Annotated in this window: 19 protein-coding genes; 12 read left to right on the plus strand and 7 right to left on the minus strand. The window is 65.6% G+C overall.

Features of this window, described 5'->3' with window-relative positions:
* The first annotated feature begins 4 nt into the window (after positions 1-4).
* Together AAFP30_RS00120 and AAFP30_RS00125 are read left to right on the plus strand one after the other, a co-directional pair.
* Positions 5-1,285: an alpha/beta hydrolase gene (locus AAFP30_RS00120; protein WP_419227802.1), complete on the plus strand. Its 1,281-nt coding sequence runs from the start codon at positions 5-7 to the stop codon at positions 1,283-1,285.
* A complete protein-coding gene (locus AAFP30_RS00125) occupies positions 1,282-3,429 on the plus strand; it encodes a bifunctional lysylphosphatidylglycerol flippase/synthetase MprF (RefSeq protein ID WP_419227803.1) in 2,148 nt (715 codons plus the stop codon). The genes AAFP30_RS00120 and AAFP30_RS00125 overlap by 4 nt, the downstream gene beginning before the upstream one ends.
* On the opposite strand, the gene fdhD is transcribed toward AAFP30_RS00125, so the two are convergent.
* Genes fdhD through AAFP30_RS00140 form a run of 3 tightly spaced genes read right to left on the minus strand, consistent with a single transcriptional unit; the run spans position 3,390 to position 5,168 of the window.
* Positions 3,390-4,253 carry a formate dehydrogenase accessory sulfurtransferase FdhD gene (fdhD, locus tag AAFP30_RS00130; protein ID WP_419227804.1) on the minus strand — a complete coding sequence of 288 codons (864 nt, stop codon included), beginning with the start codon at positions 4,251-4,253 and terminating at the stop codon, positions 3,390-3,392. The genes AAFP30_RS00125 and fdhD overlap by 40 nt on opposite strands.
* A gap of 9 nt (positions 4,254-4,262) precedes the next feature.
* On the minus strand, positions 4,263-4,712 hold the full coding sequence (gene dtd / locus AAFP30_RS00135) for a D-aminoacyl-tRNA deacylase (RefSeq protein ID WP_419227805.1): 450 nt from the start codon (positions 4,710-4,712) through the stop codon (positions 4,263-4,265).
* Between the two features lie 27 nt (positions 4,713-4,739).
* Positions 4,740-5,168, minus strand: a complete 429-nt coding sequence (locus AAFP30_RS00140; RefSeq protein ID WP_419227806.1) for a PPOX class F420-dependent oxidoreductase — start codon at positions 5,166-5,168, stop codon at positions 4,740-4,742.
* A gap of 41 nt (positions 5,169-5,209) precedes the next feature.
* On the opposite strand from AAFP30_RS00140, the gene AAFP30_RS00145 reads away from it, so the two are divergent.
* Both AAFP30_RS00145 and AAFP30_RS00150 read left to right on the plus strand, forming a co-directional pair.
* Positions 5,210-6,070: an LLM class F420-dependent oxidoreductase gene (locus tag AAFP30_RS00145; RefSeq protein ID WP_419227807.1), complete on the plus strand. Its 861-nt coding sequence runs from the start codon at positions 5,210-5,212 to the stop codon at positions 6,068-6,070.
* A gap of 60 nt (positions 6,071-6,130) precedes the next feature.
* Positions 6,131-6,649: a flavodoxin domain-containing protein gene (locus tag AAFP30_RS00150; RefSeq protein ID WP_419227808.1), complete on the plus strand. Its 519-nt coding sequence runs from the start codon at positions 6,131-6,133 to the stop codon at positions 6,647-6,649.
* Here AAFP30_RS00150 and AAFP30_RS00155 read toward each other — a convergent pair.
* Both AAFP30_RS00155 and AAFP30_RS00160 read right to left on the minus strand, forming a co-directional pair.
* On the minus strand, positions 6,630-7,340 hold the full coding sequence (locus AAFP30_RS00155) for an SIMPL domain-containing protein (RefSeq protein WP_419227809.1): 711 nt from the start codon (positions 7,338-7,340) through the stop codon (positions 6,630-6,632). The genes AAFP30_RS00150 and AAFP30_RS00155 overlap by 20 nt on opposite strands.
* A complete protein-coding gene (locus AAFP30_RS00160) occupies positions 7,337-7,738 on the minus strand; it encodes a phage holin family protein (RefSeq protein WP_419227810.1) in 402 nt (133 codons plus the stop codon). Before AAFP30_RS00160 ends, AAFP30_RS00155 begins: the two co-directional genes overlap by 4 nt.
* 77 nt (positions 7,739-7,815) lie before the next feature.
* Between AAFP30_RS00160 and AAFP30_RS00165 the strand changes: the two genes are divergently transcribed.
* Positions 7,816-9,030, plus strand: coding sequence for an alpha/beta hydrolase family protein (locus AAFP30_RS00165; RefSeq protein ID WP_419227811.1), 1,215 nt, complete (start codon positions 7,816-7,818; stop codon positions 9,028-9,030).
* Between the two features lie 2 nt (positions 9,031-9,032).
* Here the strand turns inward: AAFP30_RS00165 and AAFP30_RS00170 are convergent, their stop codons facing one another.
* Both AAFP30_RS00170 and AAFP30_RS00175 read right to left on the minus strand, forming a co-directional pair.
* Positions 9,033-9,524, minus strand: a complete 492-nt coding sequence (locus tag AAFP30_RS00170) for a hypothetical protein (RefSeq protein ID WP_419227812.1) — start codon at positions 9,522-9,524, stop codon at positions 9,033-9,035.
* Complete coding sequence (locus AAFP30_RS00175) at positions 9,521-9,877, minus strand: iron chaperone (protein ID WP_419227813.1); 357 nt, start codon at positions 9,875-9,877, stop codon at positions 9,521-9,523. The genes AAFP30_RS00170 and AAFP30_RS00175 overlap by 4 nt, the downstream gene beginning before the upstream one ends.
* A gap of 237 nt (positions 9,878-10,114) precedes the next feature.
* Between AAFP30_RS00175 and infA the strand changes: the two genes are divergently transcribed.
* The 7 genes from infA (at position 10,115) to rplQ (ending at position 13,935) form a co-directional block, all read left to right on the plus strand.
* Entirely contained in the window at positions 10,115-10,336 is a 222-nt protein-coding gene (gene infA, locus AAFP30_RS00180; RefSeq protein ID WP_004023539.1) for a translation initiation factor IF-1, read from the plus strand.
* Positions 10,337-10,413: 77 nt separating this feature from the next.
* On the plus strand, positions 10,414-10,527 hold the full coding sequence (gene rpmJ / locus AAFP30_RS00185) for a 50S ribosomal protein L36 (protein WP_005207978.1): 114 nt from the start codon (positions 10,414-10,416) through the stop codon (positions 10,525-10,527).
* A 199-nt stretch (positions 10,528-10,726) separates the two neighbouring features.
* A complete protein-coding gene (gene rpsM, locus AAFP30_RS00190) occupies positions 10,727-11,095 on the plus strand; it encodes a 30S ribosomal protein S13 (protein WP_419227814.1) in 369 nt (122 codons plus the stop codon).
* Positions 11,095-11,502 carry a 30S ribosomal protein S11 gene (gene rpsK, locus AAFP30_RS00195; RefSeq protein WP_419227815.1) on the plus strand — a complete coding sequence of 136 codons (408 nt, stop codon included), beginning with the start codon at positions 11,095-11,097 and terminating at the stop codon, positions 11,500-11,502. The genes rpsM and rpsK overlap by 1 nt, the downstream gene beginning before the upstream one ends.
* 23 nt (positions 11,503-11,525) lie before the next feature.
* Positions 11,526-12,131 carry a 30S ribosomal protein S4 gene (gene rpsD, locus AAFP30_RS00200; protein ID WP_419227816.1) on the plus strand — a complete coding sequence of 202 codons (606 nt, stop codon included), beginning with the start codon at positions 11,526-11,528 and terminating at the stop codon, positions 12,129-12,131.
* Between the two features lie 99 nt (positions 12,132-12,230).
* Positions 12,231-13,286: a DNA-directed RNA polymerase subunit alpha gene (locus tag AAFP30_RS00205; protein WP_419227817.1), complete on the plus strand. Its 1,056-nt coding sequence runs from the start codon at positions 12,231-12,233 to the stop codon at positions 13,284-13,286.
* Positions 13,287-13,344: 58 nt separating this feature from the next.
* A complete protein-coding gene (gene rplQ, locus AAFP30_RS00210) occupies positions 13,345-13,935 on the plus strand; it encodes a 50S ribosomal protein L17 (RefSeq protein ID WP_419227818.1) in 591 nt (196 codons plus the stop codon).
* Positions 13,936-13,979 lie beyond the last annotated feature (44 nt).

Here is a 13,979-nt window from a genome sequence, read left to right on the forward strand (position 1 = left end):
GGCAATGTCGCTGTCCATCGTCGACGGCTGGTTCCCACTGGTCCTCACCGTTCTCGGGCTGCTCGCGTTCGCCTGGCTGATCATCTATCCGCGACCGCGGTATCTGTTCGTCGTCGTGCCTGCGGCGATCGTGGTCGCTGTGTGCGGCACGCTGGCGGCCCGGTACGTCATCGAGAACGTCTGGCGCCCTTTCCCGGAACCCATCGAGAACGTGGTCTATGTGGCCGGCGGCTTCATCCTGCTGGCGATACTGCTGACCATTGCGCGTCTGCTCGTCGGCCACGGAGTGCTGCAGACTGCGCTGACCGTCGTTGCCGGCCTCGTCGCGGTGACACTCGGCATGGCCCAGATCAACATCTCCTTCGCCGCCTACCCGACGGTCGCCGCACTGCTCGGCGACGAGGGCGGCGGGACAATCACGCTCGACCAACTCGGCGACGCGAATCTCCATGTGGTGCCGATCAACAACTGGCGTGCGCCGTCGGGTATGCCGGCCGACGGCAGCATCTTGACCGCACCGATTCCTGGTGTGGCATCCGGCTTCGAAGCACGGCCGGCCAAGATCTATCTTCCGCCGGCTGCGCTCACCTCACCCGCGCCCCGGCTGCCCGTTCTCGTGTTGATGGCCGGGCAACCCGGCTCACCCGAGGATTGGCTGCTCGGTGGCCAATTAGTCGCCACCATGGACGAGTTCGCACGTACACATCACGGACTGACTCCGATCGTCGTGGTGGCCGACGCCACCGGCACCGAGCTCGCGAATCCGCTCTGTGTGGATTCGCAACTCGGCAACGTCGCCACCTACCTGACCAAAGATGTGCCCGCGTGGGTGCGCGAGAATCTGAAGGTCGCCGACACCGCGCGTCCGAAGTGGGCCGCCGGCGGCCTGTCGTACGGTGGCACCTGTTCTTTGCAGCTCGCGACCAACCACCCCAAGCTCTATCCGACGTTCCTCGATATCTCGGGGCAGCTCGAACCGACCCTGGGATCGCGGCAGCGCACCGTCGACATCGCGTTCGGCGGTGATGCCGATGCGTTCCGAGCGGTCAATCCGATGGACCTGATGGCGGCCCGGCGATATCCCGATTCCGCGGGCGCGTTTGTTGTCGGAGCAGGCGACACCGAGTACAAAGCAGGGGTGCGAGCCACCTACGAAGCGGCCAAACGTGCTGGGATGGACGTGCACTACACAGAGGTGCCGGGTGGACACACATTCGCGGTGTGGTCGGCCGGGTTACGCAAAGAACTGCCCTGGCTGGCCAAGCGATTGGGAATACCGGAATGAGCGAATCGACCCACGACACCACGCAGTCCGACACCGTCGAACCCGACACCGTGCGAATCGTGCTGGATCGGTTGCGCACGGGACTGACGACACTGTTGCGGTTGCCCTTCACCCTCGGGCTGTGGGTGGTCGTTTTCGCCATCGGTCTGCTGACCGGTTCACTGTGGAGTCACGCGACGGAGAAGTCGTGGTACGCCGACGTCGCGTTCGGACTGCCTGCTCTGCAGGAAGGCAAGTGGTGGACAATCATCACCACGATGGGGCTGGAACCGAGCCCCGGTAAGTACGTCATCGCCCTGATCCTCATCCCCGTCGGAATCGGCTGGGCCGAAACCCGACTCGGCACCGCACGGGTCGCGGTGGTCGCGATCGGCGGCAAGATCGGGGCCGAACTGCTCGCGGTGGCACTCGTGTGGTTCTTCAGCCGCGACTTCCTGTCCTGGGAGTGGGCGGACCGGATGGCCCATGCGCGTGGCACCGGGGTGGTCACCATGGTGGTGGCGGCCGTCGCGGTTGCGTCGGCGACGTTGCGTTCGCCGTGGCGCCTGCGGGTTCGGGCATTGCTCAGTGCCGCGGTCGCGATCGTGTTCCTGTTCGAGGGCACCTTCGGCACCATCCAGTACGTGCTCGCGGCGGTCATCCTGATCCCGGTCGGCGAGACCTTCTTCAGTCGCGGTGAACGTGGCTACCTGCCGCGGACACGGCAGGAGGTCCGGATGTTGGCGTTCGCCGGGGTGCTGGTGATCGCGGCGACCGATCTGCTCGTGTTCTTCTTCCCGGGCAGTGGGCCGCTCGGGCCCACCGATGCCGGTGACGAATCCACGTTCGCACTGCTTTTCGGCATCGTGATCAATCTGCTGATCGCCAACTCGCTGCGGCACGGACGACGGTGGGCGTGGTGGGTCGTCGTCGTCCTCGGCGTCCTCAATGTCGGCCTCACCGTGCTGGTCCTCGCGCTCACGTGGTTCACCGACTTCGACAGCGAGGGCGGCGTCACCGTCGGCACCACACTCCTGTGGGCGGTGCTCCTGGTGATCGTCGTCCCCGGGCGGTTCGCGTTCCGGGTGCGGTGGCGCGTGAAGCAGACCGGCGATCCGGTCGGTGATCCGGTGGCCGAGGTCAAGACCCTGCTACATACGTATGGCGGCGGGACCATGTCCTGGATGATCACCTGGCCGGGCAACCGATATCTGTTCACCGACAACGGGCAGGGCGTGGTCGCCTACCAGAAACACATGGGCACGCTGTTGGCGCTCGCCGATCCCGTGTGCGCGCCCGGCGATCTGCGGGCGACGGTATCGACGTTCATCGACGCCGCGGAGAAGAGCGGCAAGACGCCCTGCTGGTTTTCCGTCGGCGGTGAAACCGCCCGTGTCGCCGAGCAGCTCGGGTGGCGCAGCCTGCAGATCGCCGAAGACACCATCATGGATCTGCCCGGGCTGGAGTTCAAGGGCAAGCCGTGGCAGAACGTGCGGTCGGCCATCAACAAGGCGAAGAAGGAGGGCATCACCTTCCGGCTCACGACTCTTGGCGACGAATCCTTCGCCATCAAGTCCCAGGTGCGCGCCATCTCCGAGGAATGGGTGGGGGACAAGGGGCTACCGGAGATGGGCTTCACCCTCGGCACCGTGGAGGAGGCGATGGACCCGGAAGTTCGTGTTGCCCTTGCCATCGACGACGACGGCAGCGTGCACGGCGTCTTGTCGTGGCTGCCGGTGTATGCGCCCTCCGGCGGCGAGCCGACGGTACGGGGGTGGACCCTCGACGTGATGCGCAGGCGCACCGACGGATTCGGTCAGGTGATCGAGTACCTCATCGGATCTTCCGCACTCGCCTTCAAAGACGAAGGTGCGCAGATTGTTTCGTTGTCCGGTGCGCCGCTGGCGCACAGCGACGAGACGGCCGATCGGGAACGGATGGATCGACTGCTCGACAGCCTGGGCGCGGCGATGGAACCGTTCTATGGGTTCCGGTCTCTGCATCACTTCAAGAAGAAGTTCAATCCTCGCCACGAGCCGGTCTATTTGAGCTTCCGCGACGAAAGTGATCTCCCCCGAATAGGTTTGGCGATATCGCGGGCATACCTGCCCGACGCGTCGCCGAGTCAGCTGGTGCGGTTGGCGGCCTCCGGCACGCACGACTGAGTAATGCGTTCCGGGTGCGTGTAGATCACCATCGAATCCCCGCGGGAGAAGCCGACCAGCGTGATGCCGCGTTCGTCGGCCAGGTCAGCGGCCAGCGACGACGGTGCCGACACGGCCGCCAGCATCGGGATGCCGGCCATCGCCGCCTTTTGCACGAGTTCGAAGCTCGCCCGGCCCGAGACCTGAAGAATGCTGTGCCGCAACGGAAGCTGATTGGCAAGCGCCGCCCAGCCGATGACCTTGTCCACCGCGTTGTGTCGGCCGACGTCCTCCCGGATGACCGATAAGTCGCCCGAGTCGCCGTCGAACAGCGCGGCCGCATGCAGCCCACCGGTTTTCGCGAACACCGCCTGCCCGTCGCGTAGCCGGTCGGGCAGCGCGAGGATCGCGTCGGCGTCGATCGACAGGTCGTCGGCGGCCGGGTCGAAGGCGGAGCGGGTGACGACGGTGTCGATGCTGGATTTGCCGCACACCCCGCATGCGCTGGTGGTGGTGAAGTTGCGGGCCAGTTCGGGATTCGGTGGCGCGACGTGCGCCGCCAAGGCGACGTCGAGCACGTTGTAGGTATTCGCGCCCGCCTTGTCGACGCCGTTGCAGTAGCGGGCGACGTCGATGTCGTCACCCCGGGTGATCACTCCTTCGGACACCAGGAACCCGGTGGCGAGTTCCACGTCGTTGCCGGGGGTGCGCATGGTGACGGCCAGTCGGGTGCCGTTGACCCGGATCTCCAGCGGTTCCTCCACCGCGAGCACATCGGCACGCGTCGACGGCTCGGTGCCCCGGCGCACCCGGGTCACCTTGCGTCGTGCGGTGATACGTCCCACGGGTCCAGCCTAAACGTCGAGGATCAACGTGACCGGACCGTCGTTGACGAGCCGCACCGACATGTGGGTGCCAAAGGTCCCCGTCGCAACAGTCGCGCCAAGGCCGCGCAGCGCGGCGACGACCTCGTCGACCAGCGGCTCGGCGACCGGCCCGGGGGCGGCGGCATTCCACGATGGCCGGCGGCCCTTCGCGGTGTTCGCATACAGGGTGAACTGACTGATCACCAGGATCGGTGCGTCGACATCGGCCGCCGAGCGTTCCGGACCGTCGTCGCCGTCGAGAATCCGTAGCCGCCAGATCTTGTCGGCGAGTTTCGTCGCGAGTTCGCCGGTGTCGTCGTGGGTGACGCCGATCAGGGCGACCAGACCATGTGATCCGGACGCGATGTCGAGCTCACCGACGGTCTCGCCGTCGACGACGACGGACGCCTCGGTTACACGTTGGACGACTGCACGCATGCCGAACAGCCTGCCAAACGCTACGGATCAGCCGCGCGCCTGCCCGTAGAAGCGGCCCGGCCGGACGGTCAGCACCTGCCGATGATCGGTGATCATCGCCTGGGTGTAGTCGTCCCAGTCGTCGTGCTCGCCGTTGATGGTGCGATACAGATCGATGAGCGCGGTGACACCCGCATCGCCCGGTGTGGCAGCCACCGAGGAGAGCTCGGCGATCCCCTCCAACACGGCGTAGCTCCAGAAGTCGCCACTGGTCACATATAGCGAGACGCGGGGATCACGCAGCGCGTTGCGGGTTTTGGCGCGGTCGGCGGTCACCGAGATGCGCGCCACCTGCTCATCCGGGTACCAGCCGTGCATCACGTTCGAGATCTGGGGTCGGCCGTCGCGTTTCAGCGTGACCAGTACCGACTTGGTGGTCGAGGCGAACAGGGCACGCAGCGATTCATCAGACGTCATGGTTCTGGAATACACCCTCGGCGGGCGCGGTTGGCGCAATCATGACCCCCGCAGACAAGATCGCAGCAGAGAAGGCAGATCACATCGCACGGTTCGGCACCCACGGCACCTGGGGCTGGTTCGGCCGGTTCTCGCCGGAGGAGGCCCGCCAGATCGAGGAACTCGGCTACGGCACGATCTGGCTCGGCGGTTCGCCGAAACACCTCGAGCCCATCCGGACGGTCCTCGAGGCGACAGAGAACATCACCGTCGCCACCGGCATCGTCAACATCTGGAACACCGACGCCGCCGCGATCGCCGAGCAATGGCACGAGCTCGAGAACGATTTTCCCGGACGCTTCTATCTCGGTATCGGTGCCGGTCACCCCGAGGCGACGGCGGAGTACACCAAACCCTACGAGGCCGTCGTGGCCTACCTCGATGCGCTCGATGCCAAGGACGTTCCGGTCAACCGGCGACTGCTCGCTGCCCTCGGCCCCAAGATGCTGCGTCTGTCGGCGGACCGCGCGCTCGGCGCGCACCCCTACCTCACCCCGCCGGAGCACACCAACATCGCCCGCGAAACCCTCGGCGAGGGTGTACTGCTCGCCCCCGAACACAAGGTGGTTCTCGACACCGACGCCGCGGCGGCCCGCGCGGTGGGCCGTCCGCCGGTCGATACGCCCTACCTGCACCTACGGAACTACACGTCGAATCTGAAGCGCCTCGGCTGGACCGACGCCGACATCGCCGACGGCGGCAGCGACGAGTTGATCGACGCCCTCGTCGCGCACGGCGATGCGGCGTCGGTACGCAACCAGGTCGACGCCCACCTGGCGGCCGGTGCCGATCACGTCGCGATCCAGGTCCTCGGCTCGGAAGCGCCCGTCGAGCAACTCGCGGAGATCATCCGCGCGGCGTGAATCGGGCGGACGGGACGTTGTTCTCTGTCCCGACGTTGGTCCGCGGGGGACCATCGACATATGGGCAAGGTACTCGTCGCCTATTCGACCAAACATCATTCCACCGCTGAGATCGCCGAGGTGATCGCCGTCGAGTTGCGCGCCCACGGCATCGACGCCGAGTGCGTGGACGTCAGCGACGCGACCGCCGATGGATACGACGCGGTGGTGCTGGGCAGCGCCGTGTACGCGGGCCGCTGGCGTCGCGAGGCGGTGTCGTTCCTGAAACATCAACGCACCGAGTTGGCGCGAAAACCGTTGTGGATCTTCAGCTCCGGTCCGGTGGGGGACAAGGTCGACGAGGACTTCACGGAGAACTCCCGGTGGCTCGAACCGCGGAAGGTGCTCGACCTCGCCGAGTCCATTGGCCTGCGCGGCCACACCGTGTTCGGCGGGCGGATACCCACCGACCCGCACGGATTCGTCGAGAAGTCGATGGCCAAGAACACGCCGGAAGAATTGCGTGACGCCCGCAACTGGGACGTGATCCGGCAGTGGGCCGATGGTGTCGCCGCCGAACTCACGTCAGCGCGTACGTGACGGTTACCGAGAACGTCAGGGTCTGCTGACCCGGTTCGATGGGCACCGGGGAGGCCGCCACCGACGAGTCCCGTTGCAGCGTCGCCGGTTGCTCGGCGCCGCTGGTCTGCTCGGTGATCGTCTGGACCTTGCCCAGCTTGTCGCTGGCCAGGGATGCGTACTGGTCGGCGCGGGTGCGCGCGTCGTTGAACGCGGCCTCCCGGGCCTGCTTCATGAGGTCGGAGTCGTCGTCGATGGCGAAGGAGACGTTGCTGATCCGGGTGTTGTCGCCGCCGGCGGTGGCCGCGGCGGCGAGGATGTCCGACGCCTTGCTCAGGTCACGGATGGTGACGCGAATCGTGTTGGTGGCCTGATACCCGGAGATCTGGCTGGTGCCACCCGGCGCGGGATTCGAGTATTGCGGGGTCAGCGATACCTGTTGGGTCTGCACATCTTTGCGGTCCACACCGGCTGCGACCACCGCGTCGGTCACCTCTTTCACCTGTGCACTGGACTCATTCAACGCGCTCGACACGTCGGCCGCGGTGGCTTCGACGCCGATGTCGGCGCGCAGGGTGTCCGGTGTGCCGGTGACCTTCCCGGTGCCGACCACGGTCACCGTGCGCGGCTTGTCGCCGCCGTCGCTCCCACAGCCGGCGAGCGCGAGCACCGCCAGCAGCGTGGCGATCAGCGCGACAAGCCGCGGGGTCATCGCACCGGCTCCTTGAGCAGCATGTCGATCGCCCAGCCGACGATCGAGATCACCACCGCACCCCAGATCGCCGCCCAGAAGAAACTCTCGACCTCCAGGCCCCAATGAGTGGTGTTGCGCGTGATCCAGGCGGTGATCTCCAGCATGAACGCGTTGATGACGATGTGGATCAGCCCCAGCGTCAGGATGTAGAGGGGGATCGAGAGGATCTGCACGATCGGTTTGATGAAGGCGTTGACGACACCGAAGACCAAGGCCACGACGACCACGACGACGATCTGCTTCATCGTCGTCGGGTCGGGGTCGTCGCCGTAGACGAAGTTGAGGCCCGGCACGATCAGAGTGGCAACCCAGAGCGCGAAACCGGTGAACGCCGAACGAATCAGGAAGGCTCTCATGGAGTCAGTCTGCCAGGCTGCGTCGACCGCGCGACGAAATCGCCGCGCAGCGACCGCCCGACGTGGACAATGAGTCCATGCCTCTGTTGTTCACCAACGATCAGCACGATGAGTTCGGCACCTGGGGGCTCGCCTACATCCCGTATGGCGGAGCCGATTTCGGTGAGATCGCCGCAGTCGCGAAGCAGGTGGGCGACGGCGACGACACCGCCTTCTATCAGGCATGGGTGGATCTCGGCGACCGGTTGGTCGGTGATGCATCGACCGCGGCCACTGCCGGACATGCCGATTCGGCCCGGGAGTTGTACCTCCGTGCCAGTGCGTACTTCGCGTCGGCCTACCACCCGCTCTACGGCGCGCCGACGGATCCGCGGTTGGTCGCCGCCTTCGACAAACAGACCGCCGCGTTCGACGACGGCCTCGCCATCGGGCCGCACCCGGTGTCGTCCATCCGGATTCCGTATGAGGACACCACGCTTCCGGCCTACCTGATCCCGGCGCCCGGCCACGAGACCGAGCGGCGCCCGACGATCATCTTCACCAACGGCTACGACGCGACGATCACCGACATGTACTTCGCGTCGGCGGTCGCCGCGCTGCGCCGCGGCTATCACTGCGTCCTGTTCGACGGTCCGGGGCAGGGGGAGTTGCTCTACAAGCAGGGCATTCCAATGCGACCCGATTGGGAGGCGGTCGTCACGCCGGTGGTCGATGTCGTTGCGGCGCAATCGATTGTCGACGTCGATTCGATCGTGCTGTCCGGGTGGAGTCTCGGTGGTTTTCTGGCGCCACGGGCCGCGTCGGGGGAGCGGCGTCTGGCGGCGGTGATCGCCGATCCGGGAACCTGGAGTGTCGCCGACAGCGTTCGCGCGTTCGCCGAGGGGATGGGCGCTCCGCCCGACGCCCTCGAGCATCCCGAGGAGATCGGGCAGGACGTCATCGACAAGATGACCGCGGTGGTCGAGTCGAACCCGGCGCTGCACTGGCGGATCGTGCAGCGCGGATTCTGGGTCAACGGTGTCACCGACATGCGCGGATTCGTCGAGACCTCATTGCAGTACCACTTGCCCGACGACGCCACCATCACGTGTCCGGTACTGGCCACCGCGGCGGAGAACGACCTGCTCGGCGCGGGCGCCGCGTCGTTTGTCGAGCGTGTCGGAAGCCGCGCCACCCTGATGTCCTTCACCGCGGCCGAAGGTGCGGGCGAGCACTGCGAGATGACGAACCGGACGCTGCTCAATCGGCGGGTGCTCGACTGGCTCGACGACACGCTGAACGCGCGCGGCTGACGTCAGCGAAGGAGTTCGACCAATGCCACCCAGGAGATCGTGATACCGGTGACGATCGCGGCCATTGACCCGACCGCGACCCAGTAGTAGCCGTTCAGATCGCCGAACAGCAGAATGATCCCGCCGACGGCGAAGGCGGCCGGCGGGAGCAGGCACATGACCGACTTGAACGGCCGTAGCGCACGCGGCTGGGTGGTGTCCTGGTAGATCCGGCGGACGGCGATGGTGGCCATCACGGCGACCACGCCGGCACCCGCGAGCACCTCGATCCCCAGCGCCCACAGCGGTTGGCCGGGCAGGAGCGCCAGGCACGAGACAGTGATCGCGAGCACCAGCGACCCGATGGCCGAGGCCGCCCGGGAGGAGATACCGGTCGAGCTCAGTACCCGTTCGATGTTCACCGAGATCGCGACGATCAGCAGGCCGGCCAGCGCGCCCGACACACCGGCCATCGCGACGTTGAAGTCCGTGAACGACTCCAGGGTGGTGTTCATCCGCGGTTGGCCGCATCGATCTGGTCGCGACGGGCGATGACCAGCGCGGTGATCGCGTCGTCGGGCAGTGGGTGTCCGGGCGTGAAGCGGATCGTGCCCTTCGCATGGTCGAAACCGTCGAGCGCCGGTGCCGCTGCGGTTACTGCATCCTGGCTGTATGGGTAGACACCGAAGTGCTTCTTGGCGCGCATCACCGACAGCAGTGGTTTGCCGCGGTAGATAAGCGCGGGCATACCGTAGCTCTTGCCCTGCTCGAGGTCGGGGACGGTGTCCCGCGCGATTGTGTAGACCCGGTCGATCTCGGCGCGGTCGTCGGGGGCGAGGTCGCCGAGGTAGTCATCGATGGTGCCCATGTCAGTTCCCTTCGATCGCGCGGTTTGGACTGTTCTCGCAGTTCGCGTAACATAGAACGTCGGTGTGCGTCGCATGCCGTTCTTGCCGTGTCGCTCGACACGACAGAGCGGCGGAGGGGCCACCACAGATGGGGCCGTCAGGTGCCATCACCCTAACGGATAAACACGGTTTCAACCGGGCTTGTTGTCGTGAATGCTTCGCGGTGAGCAGGCAGGAAAGCCAGGATCGCGGAGGACATGGCGAAAAAAGACGGGGCCATCGAGGTCGAGGGACGAGTCATCGAACCCCTGCCCAATGCAATGTTTCGCATTGAGCTGGAGAACGGTCACAAGGTTCTCGCCCACATCAGCGGCAAGATGCGGCAGCACTACATCCGCATCCTGCCCGAGGACCGGGTCGTCGTGGAACTCTCGCCCTACGACCTCGCTCGTGGGCGCATCGTTTATCGGTACAAGTAGAACTTCCTTCCCCGAACACGGGTGAGGACGGCACGGGTGCGGCTTTGTCGTGCCCGGACAATCAAGGAGAAGCGGACGTGAAGGTTCAGCCGAGCGTCAAGCCGATCTGCGAGAAGTGCAAGGTGATCCGACGTAACGGTCGGGTCATGGTGATCTGCGAGAACCTGCGTCACAAGCAGCGTCAGGGCTGATCACTCGCAACCCTCCGGGTCGCTTGAGAATCCCACACAACTGAATACACCCAAGAGCTGAACAGAGACTTGTGAAGCCCTCCTGGCACCAGCACCGACAAACGGGTCGGCGCCCACCTCCGGTTCAGAGGCCGGAGCCCTCCGCAGAGAGAGGGACGGACCAGGAGAAGACCTCTGAGAAGTAAAGGAAATCCGCCACATGGCACGTGTTGCTGGTGTGGATCTCCCCCGCGAGAAGCGGCTGGAGATCGCACTGACCTACATCTATGGAGTTGGGCGTACCACCTCCAAGGAGATCCTCGCGGGGACCGGGCTCAGCCCCGACCTCCGCGCCAAGGATCTCACCGACGCAGACGTTTCCAAGCTGCGTGAGTACATCGAGGCATCGGTGAAGGTCGAGGGTGACCTGCGCCGCGAGGTGCAGGCCGACATCCGTCGCAAGATCGAGATCGGCTGCTACCAGGGCCTGCGCCACCGTCGTGGCCTGCCGGTCCACGGTCAGCGCACCAAGACCAATGCCCGTACCCGTAAGGGCCCGAAGAAGACCATCGCCGGGAAGAAGAAGTAATGCCTCCTAAGTCACGTAGTGCAGGCCCCAAGAAGGGCGCACGCCGTCGCGATAAGAAGAACGTCCCGCACGGCCACGCACACATCAAGTCGACGTTCAACAACACCATCGTCTCGATCAGCGATCCCAACGGCAACATCATCAGCTGGGCGTCGTCGGGTCACGTCGGATTCAAGGGCTCGCGCAAGAGCACCCCGTTCGCGGCTCAGCTCGCGGCCGAGAACGCTGCGCGCAAGGCCCAGGAACACGGCGTCAAGAAGGTCGACGTGTTCGTCAAGGGACCGGGCTCGGGTCGTGAGACCGCCATCCGGTCGCTGCAGGCCGCCGGCCTCGAAGTCGGCACCATCTCTGACGTCACCCCTCAGCCGCACAACGGCTGCCGTCCGCCCAAGCGGCGCCGGGTCTAGCGGGAAGGTAAGGAACTAGAACAATGGCTCGTTATACCGGCCCCGCAACCAAGAAGTCCCGTCGTCTGCGCGTCGATCTCGTCGGCGGCGATCAGGCGTTCGAGCGTCGCCCCTACCCGCCCGGCCAGCACGGCCGCGCGCGGATCAAGGAGAGCGAATACCTGCTCCAGCTGCAGGAGAAGCAGAAGGCTCGCTTCACCTACGGCGTGATGGAAAAGCAGTTCCGTCGCTACTACGAAGAGGCCAACCGTCGCTCCGGCAAGACCGGTGACGAGTTGCTCCGCATCCTGGAGACCCGCCTCGACAACGTCGTGTACCGCGCCGGACTCGCTCGGACCCGTCGTCAGGCCCGCCAGATGGTCACCCACGGACACCTCACCGTCAACGGTGTGCGTGTCGACGTGCCCAGCTACCGCGTCAGCCAGTACGACATCATCGACGTCCGTCCGAAGTCGCTGCAGACCGTGCCGTTCCAGATCGCCAAGGAGATCCAGGGCGACCGTCCGGTCCCGGGTTGGCTGCAGGTGGTTCCGTCGACGCTGCGCATCCTCGTGCACAACGTGCCCGAGCGTGCCCAGATCGACGTGCCGCTCTCCGAGCAGCTCATCGTCGAGTACTACTCGAAGTAATCCGCGACTCGTTCAGCAAAGACAAGCCAAGCAGCACAAGCTGTTTCGGTTCACCTCGAGGCCGTCAAATAGCGGTCGGCCAAAGGAGAGAATTACAGAATGCTCATCTCACAGCGCCCTACCCTTACCGAGGAGATCCTCGCCGACAACCGGTCGAAGTTCGTCATCGAACCGCTCGAGCCCGGCTTCGGCTACACCCTCGGTAACTCGCTGCGTCGTACCCTGCTCTCGTCGATCCCCGGAGCTGCGATCACCAGCATCCGCATCGACGGTGTCCTGCACGAGTTCACCACCGTTCCCGGAGTCAAGGAAGATGTCACCGACATCATCCTGAACCTCAAGGGCCTCGTGGTCAGCTCCGAAGAGGACGAGCCGGTCACCATGTACGTGCGCAAGCAGGGTCCGGGCACCGTCACCGGCGCCGACATCGTGCCCCCGGCCGGTGTCACCGTGCACAACCCTGACCTGCACATCGCCACCCTGAACGACAAGGGCAAGCTCGAGATCGAGCTCGTCGTCGAGCGGGGTCGCGGCTACGTGCCGGCCGTGCAGAACAAGGCGTCGGGTGCCGAGATCGGCCGGATTCCGGTCGACTCGATCTACTCGCCGGTGCTCAAGGTGACCTACAAGGTCGAGGCCACCCGTGTCGAGCAGCGCACCGACTTCGATCGGCTCGTGCTCGATGTGGAGACCAAGAACTCGATCACCGCTCGGGACGCGCTCGCTTCGGCGGGCAAGACCCTGGTCGAGCTGTTCGGGCTCGCCCGGGAGCTCAACGTCGAGGCCGAGGGCATCGAGATCGGACCGTCGCCGGCCGAGGCCGACCACATCGCGTCGTTCAGCCTGCCGATCGAGGATCTGGAGCTGACCGTTCGTTCCTACAACTGCCTCAAGCGCGAGGGTGTACACACCGTCGGCGAGCTGGTTGCCCGGACCGAGTCGGATCTGCTCGACATCCGTAACTTCGGCCAGAAGTCGATCGACGAGGTCAAGGTCAAGCTGCACGCGCTGGGACTGTCGCTCAAGGACAGCCCGGCCAGCTTCGACCCGTCGCAGGTTGCCGGTTACGACCCGGCCACCGGCACCTGGTCGGAGGAAGCAGCTTTTGCCGCCGACGACGCTGGTGAGGACTACGCCGAGACCGAGCAGCTGTAAGGCTTGTCGACCCAAACCCTGACTTCTCCCTTCGGGAGAATCTTCTAGGAGAAGAGAAATGCCAAAGCCCACCAAGGGTGCCCGCCTCGGCGGGTCGGCCAGCCACCAGAAAGCGATGCTGGCGAACCTCGCCACCTCGCTGTTCGAGCACGGCCGTATCACCACCACCGAAGCGAAGGCGAAGCGGCTCCGCCCCTACGCCGAGAAGCTGATCACCCACGCGAAGGCCGGCTCGCTGGCCAATCGTCGTGAGGTGATGAAGGACATTCGCAACAAGGATGTCGTGCACACCCTGTTCGCCGAGATCGGTCCGTTCTTCGCGGATCGTCCGGGCGGCTACACCCGCATCATCAAGACGCTGCCGCGCAAGGGCGATAACGCCCCCATGGCCGTGATCGAGCTGGTCCGGGAGAACACCGCGTCGACGGAGGCCAACCGCGCCACCCGCGCGGCTGCGTCGAAGAAGGCTGCCGCCGAAGCTGCTGCCGCTGACGACAATAACGTCGTCGCCGAGGTCGAGGCCGAGGCCTCCGACGAGGCCGTCGCCAACGCGGACGCCGTCGCCGAGGCCGTCACCGACGAGTCGTCGGCTGCTGCCGCGACCGAAGAGGTCGAGGCTGCCGACAGCGAGAAGAAGTCGGACGACTGAGTCCGGAACCCATGACAGAACCCGCCGTCACCGAGTCCGGTGAC

Source organism: Gordonia sp. CPCC 205515, from assembly GCF_048537925.1.
In the GTDB taxonomy this organism is placed as follows: domain Bacteria; phylum Actinomycetota; class Actinomycetes; order Mycobacteriales; family Mycobacteriaceae; genus Gordonia.

What these genes read in the sequence shown, in the direction of transcription:
- AAFP30_RS00120 (WP_419227802.1), top strand. Translation starts at nt 5, where the DNA reads ATGTCGCTGTCCATCGTCGACGGCTGGTTCCCACTGGTCCTCACCGTT.
- AAFP30_RS00125 (WP_419227803.1), top strand. Translation starts at nt 1,282, where the DNA reads ATGAGCGAATCGACCCACGACACCACGCAGTCCGACACCGTCGAACCC.
- dtd (WP_419227805.1), bottom strand. Translation starts at nt 4,712, where the DNA reads ATGCGTGCAGTCGTCCAACGTGTAACCGAGGCGTCCGTCGTCGTCGAC.
- AAFP30_RS00140 (WP_419227806.1), bottom strand. Translation starts at nt 5,168, where the DNA reads ATGACGTCTGATGAATCGCTGCGTGCCCTGTTCGCCTCGACCACCAAG.
- AAFP30_RS00145 (WP_419227807.1), top strand. Translation starts at nt 5,210, where the DNA reads ATGACCCCCGCAGACAAGATCGCAGCAGAGAAGGCAGATCACATCGCA.
- AAFP30_RS00150 (WP_419227808.1), top strand. Translation starts at nt 6,131, where the DNA reads ATGGGCAAGGTACTCGTCGCCTATTCGACCAAACATCATTCCACCGCT.
- AAFP30_RS00155 (WP_419227809.1), bottom strand. Translation starts at nt 7,340, where the DNA reads ATGACCCCGCGGCTTGTCGCGCTGATCGCCACGCTGCTGGCGGTGCTC.
- AAFP30_RS00160 (WP_419227810.1), bottom strand. Translation starts at nt 7,738, where the DNA reads ATGAGAGCCTTCCTGATTCGTTCGGCGTTCACCGGTTTCGCGCTCTGG.
- AAFP30_RS00165 (WP_419227811.1), top strand. Translation starts at nt 7,816, where the DNA reads ATGCCTCTGTTGTTCACCAACGATCAGCACGATGAGTTCGGCACCTGG.
- AAFP30_RS00170 (WP_419227812.1), bottom strand. Translation starts at nt 9,524, where the DNA reads ATGAACACCACCCTGGAGTCGTTCACGGACTTCAACGTCGCGATGGCC.
- AAFP30_RS00175 (WP_419227813.1), bottom strand. Translation starts at nt 9,877, where the DNA reads ATGGGCACCATCGATGACTACCTCGGCGACCTCGCCCCCGACGACCGC.
- infA (WP_004023539.1), top strand. Translation starts at nt 10,115, where the DNA reads ATGGCGAAAAAAGACGGGGCCATCGAGGTCGAGGGACGAGTCATCGAA.
- rpsM (WP_419227814.1), top strand. Translation starts at nt 10,727, where the DNA reads ATGGCACGTGTTGCTGGTGTGGATCTCCCCCGCGAGAAGCGGCTGGAG.
- rpsK (WP_419227815.1), top strand. Translation starts at nt 11,095, where the DNA reads ATGCCTCCTAAGTCACGTAGTGCAGGCCCCAAGAAGGGCGCACGCCGT.
- rpsD (WP_419227816.1), top strand. Translation starts at nt 11,526, where the DNA reads ATGGCTCGTTATACCGGCCCCGCAACCAAGAAGTCCCGTCGTCTGCGC.
- AAFP30_RS00205 (WP_419227817.1), top strand. Translation starts at nt 12,231, where the DNA reads ATGCTCATCTCACAGCGCCCTACCCTTACCGAGGAGATCCTCGCCGAC.
- rplQ (WP_419227818.1), top strand. Translation starts at nt 13,345, where the DNA reads ATGCCAAAGCCCACCAAGGGTGCCCGCCTCGGCGGGTCGGCCAGCCAC.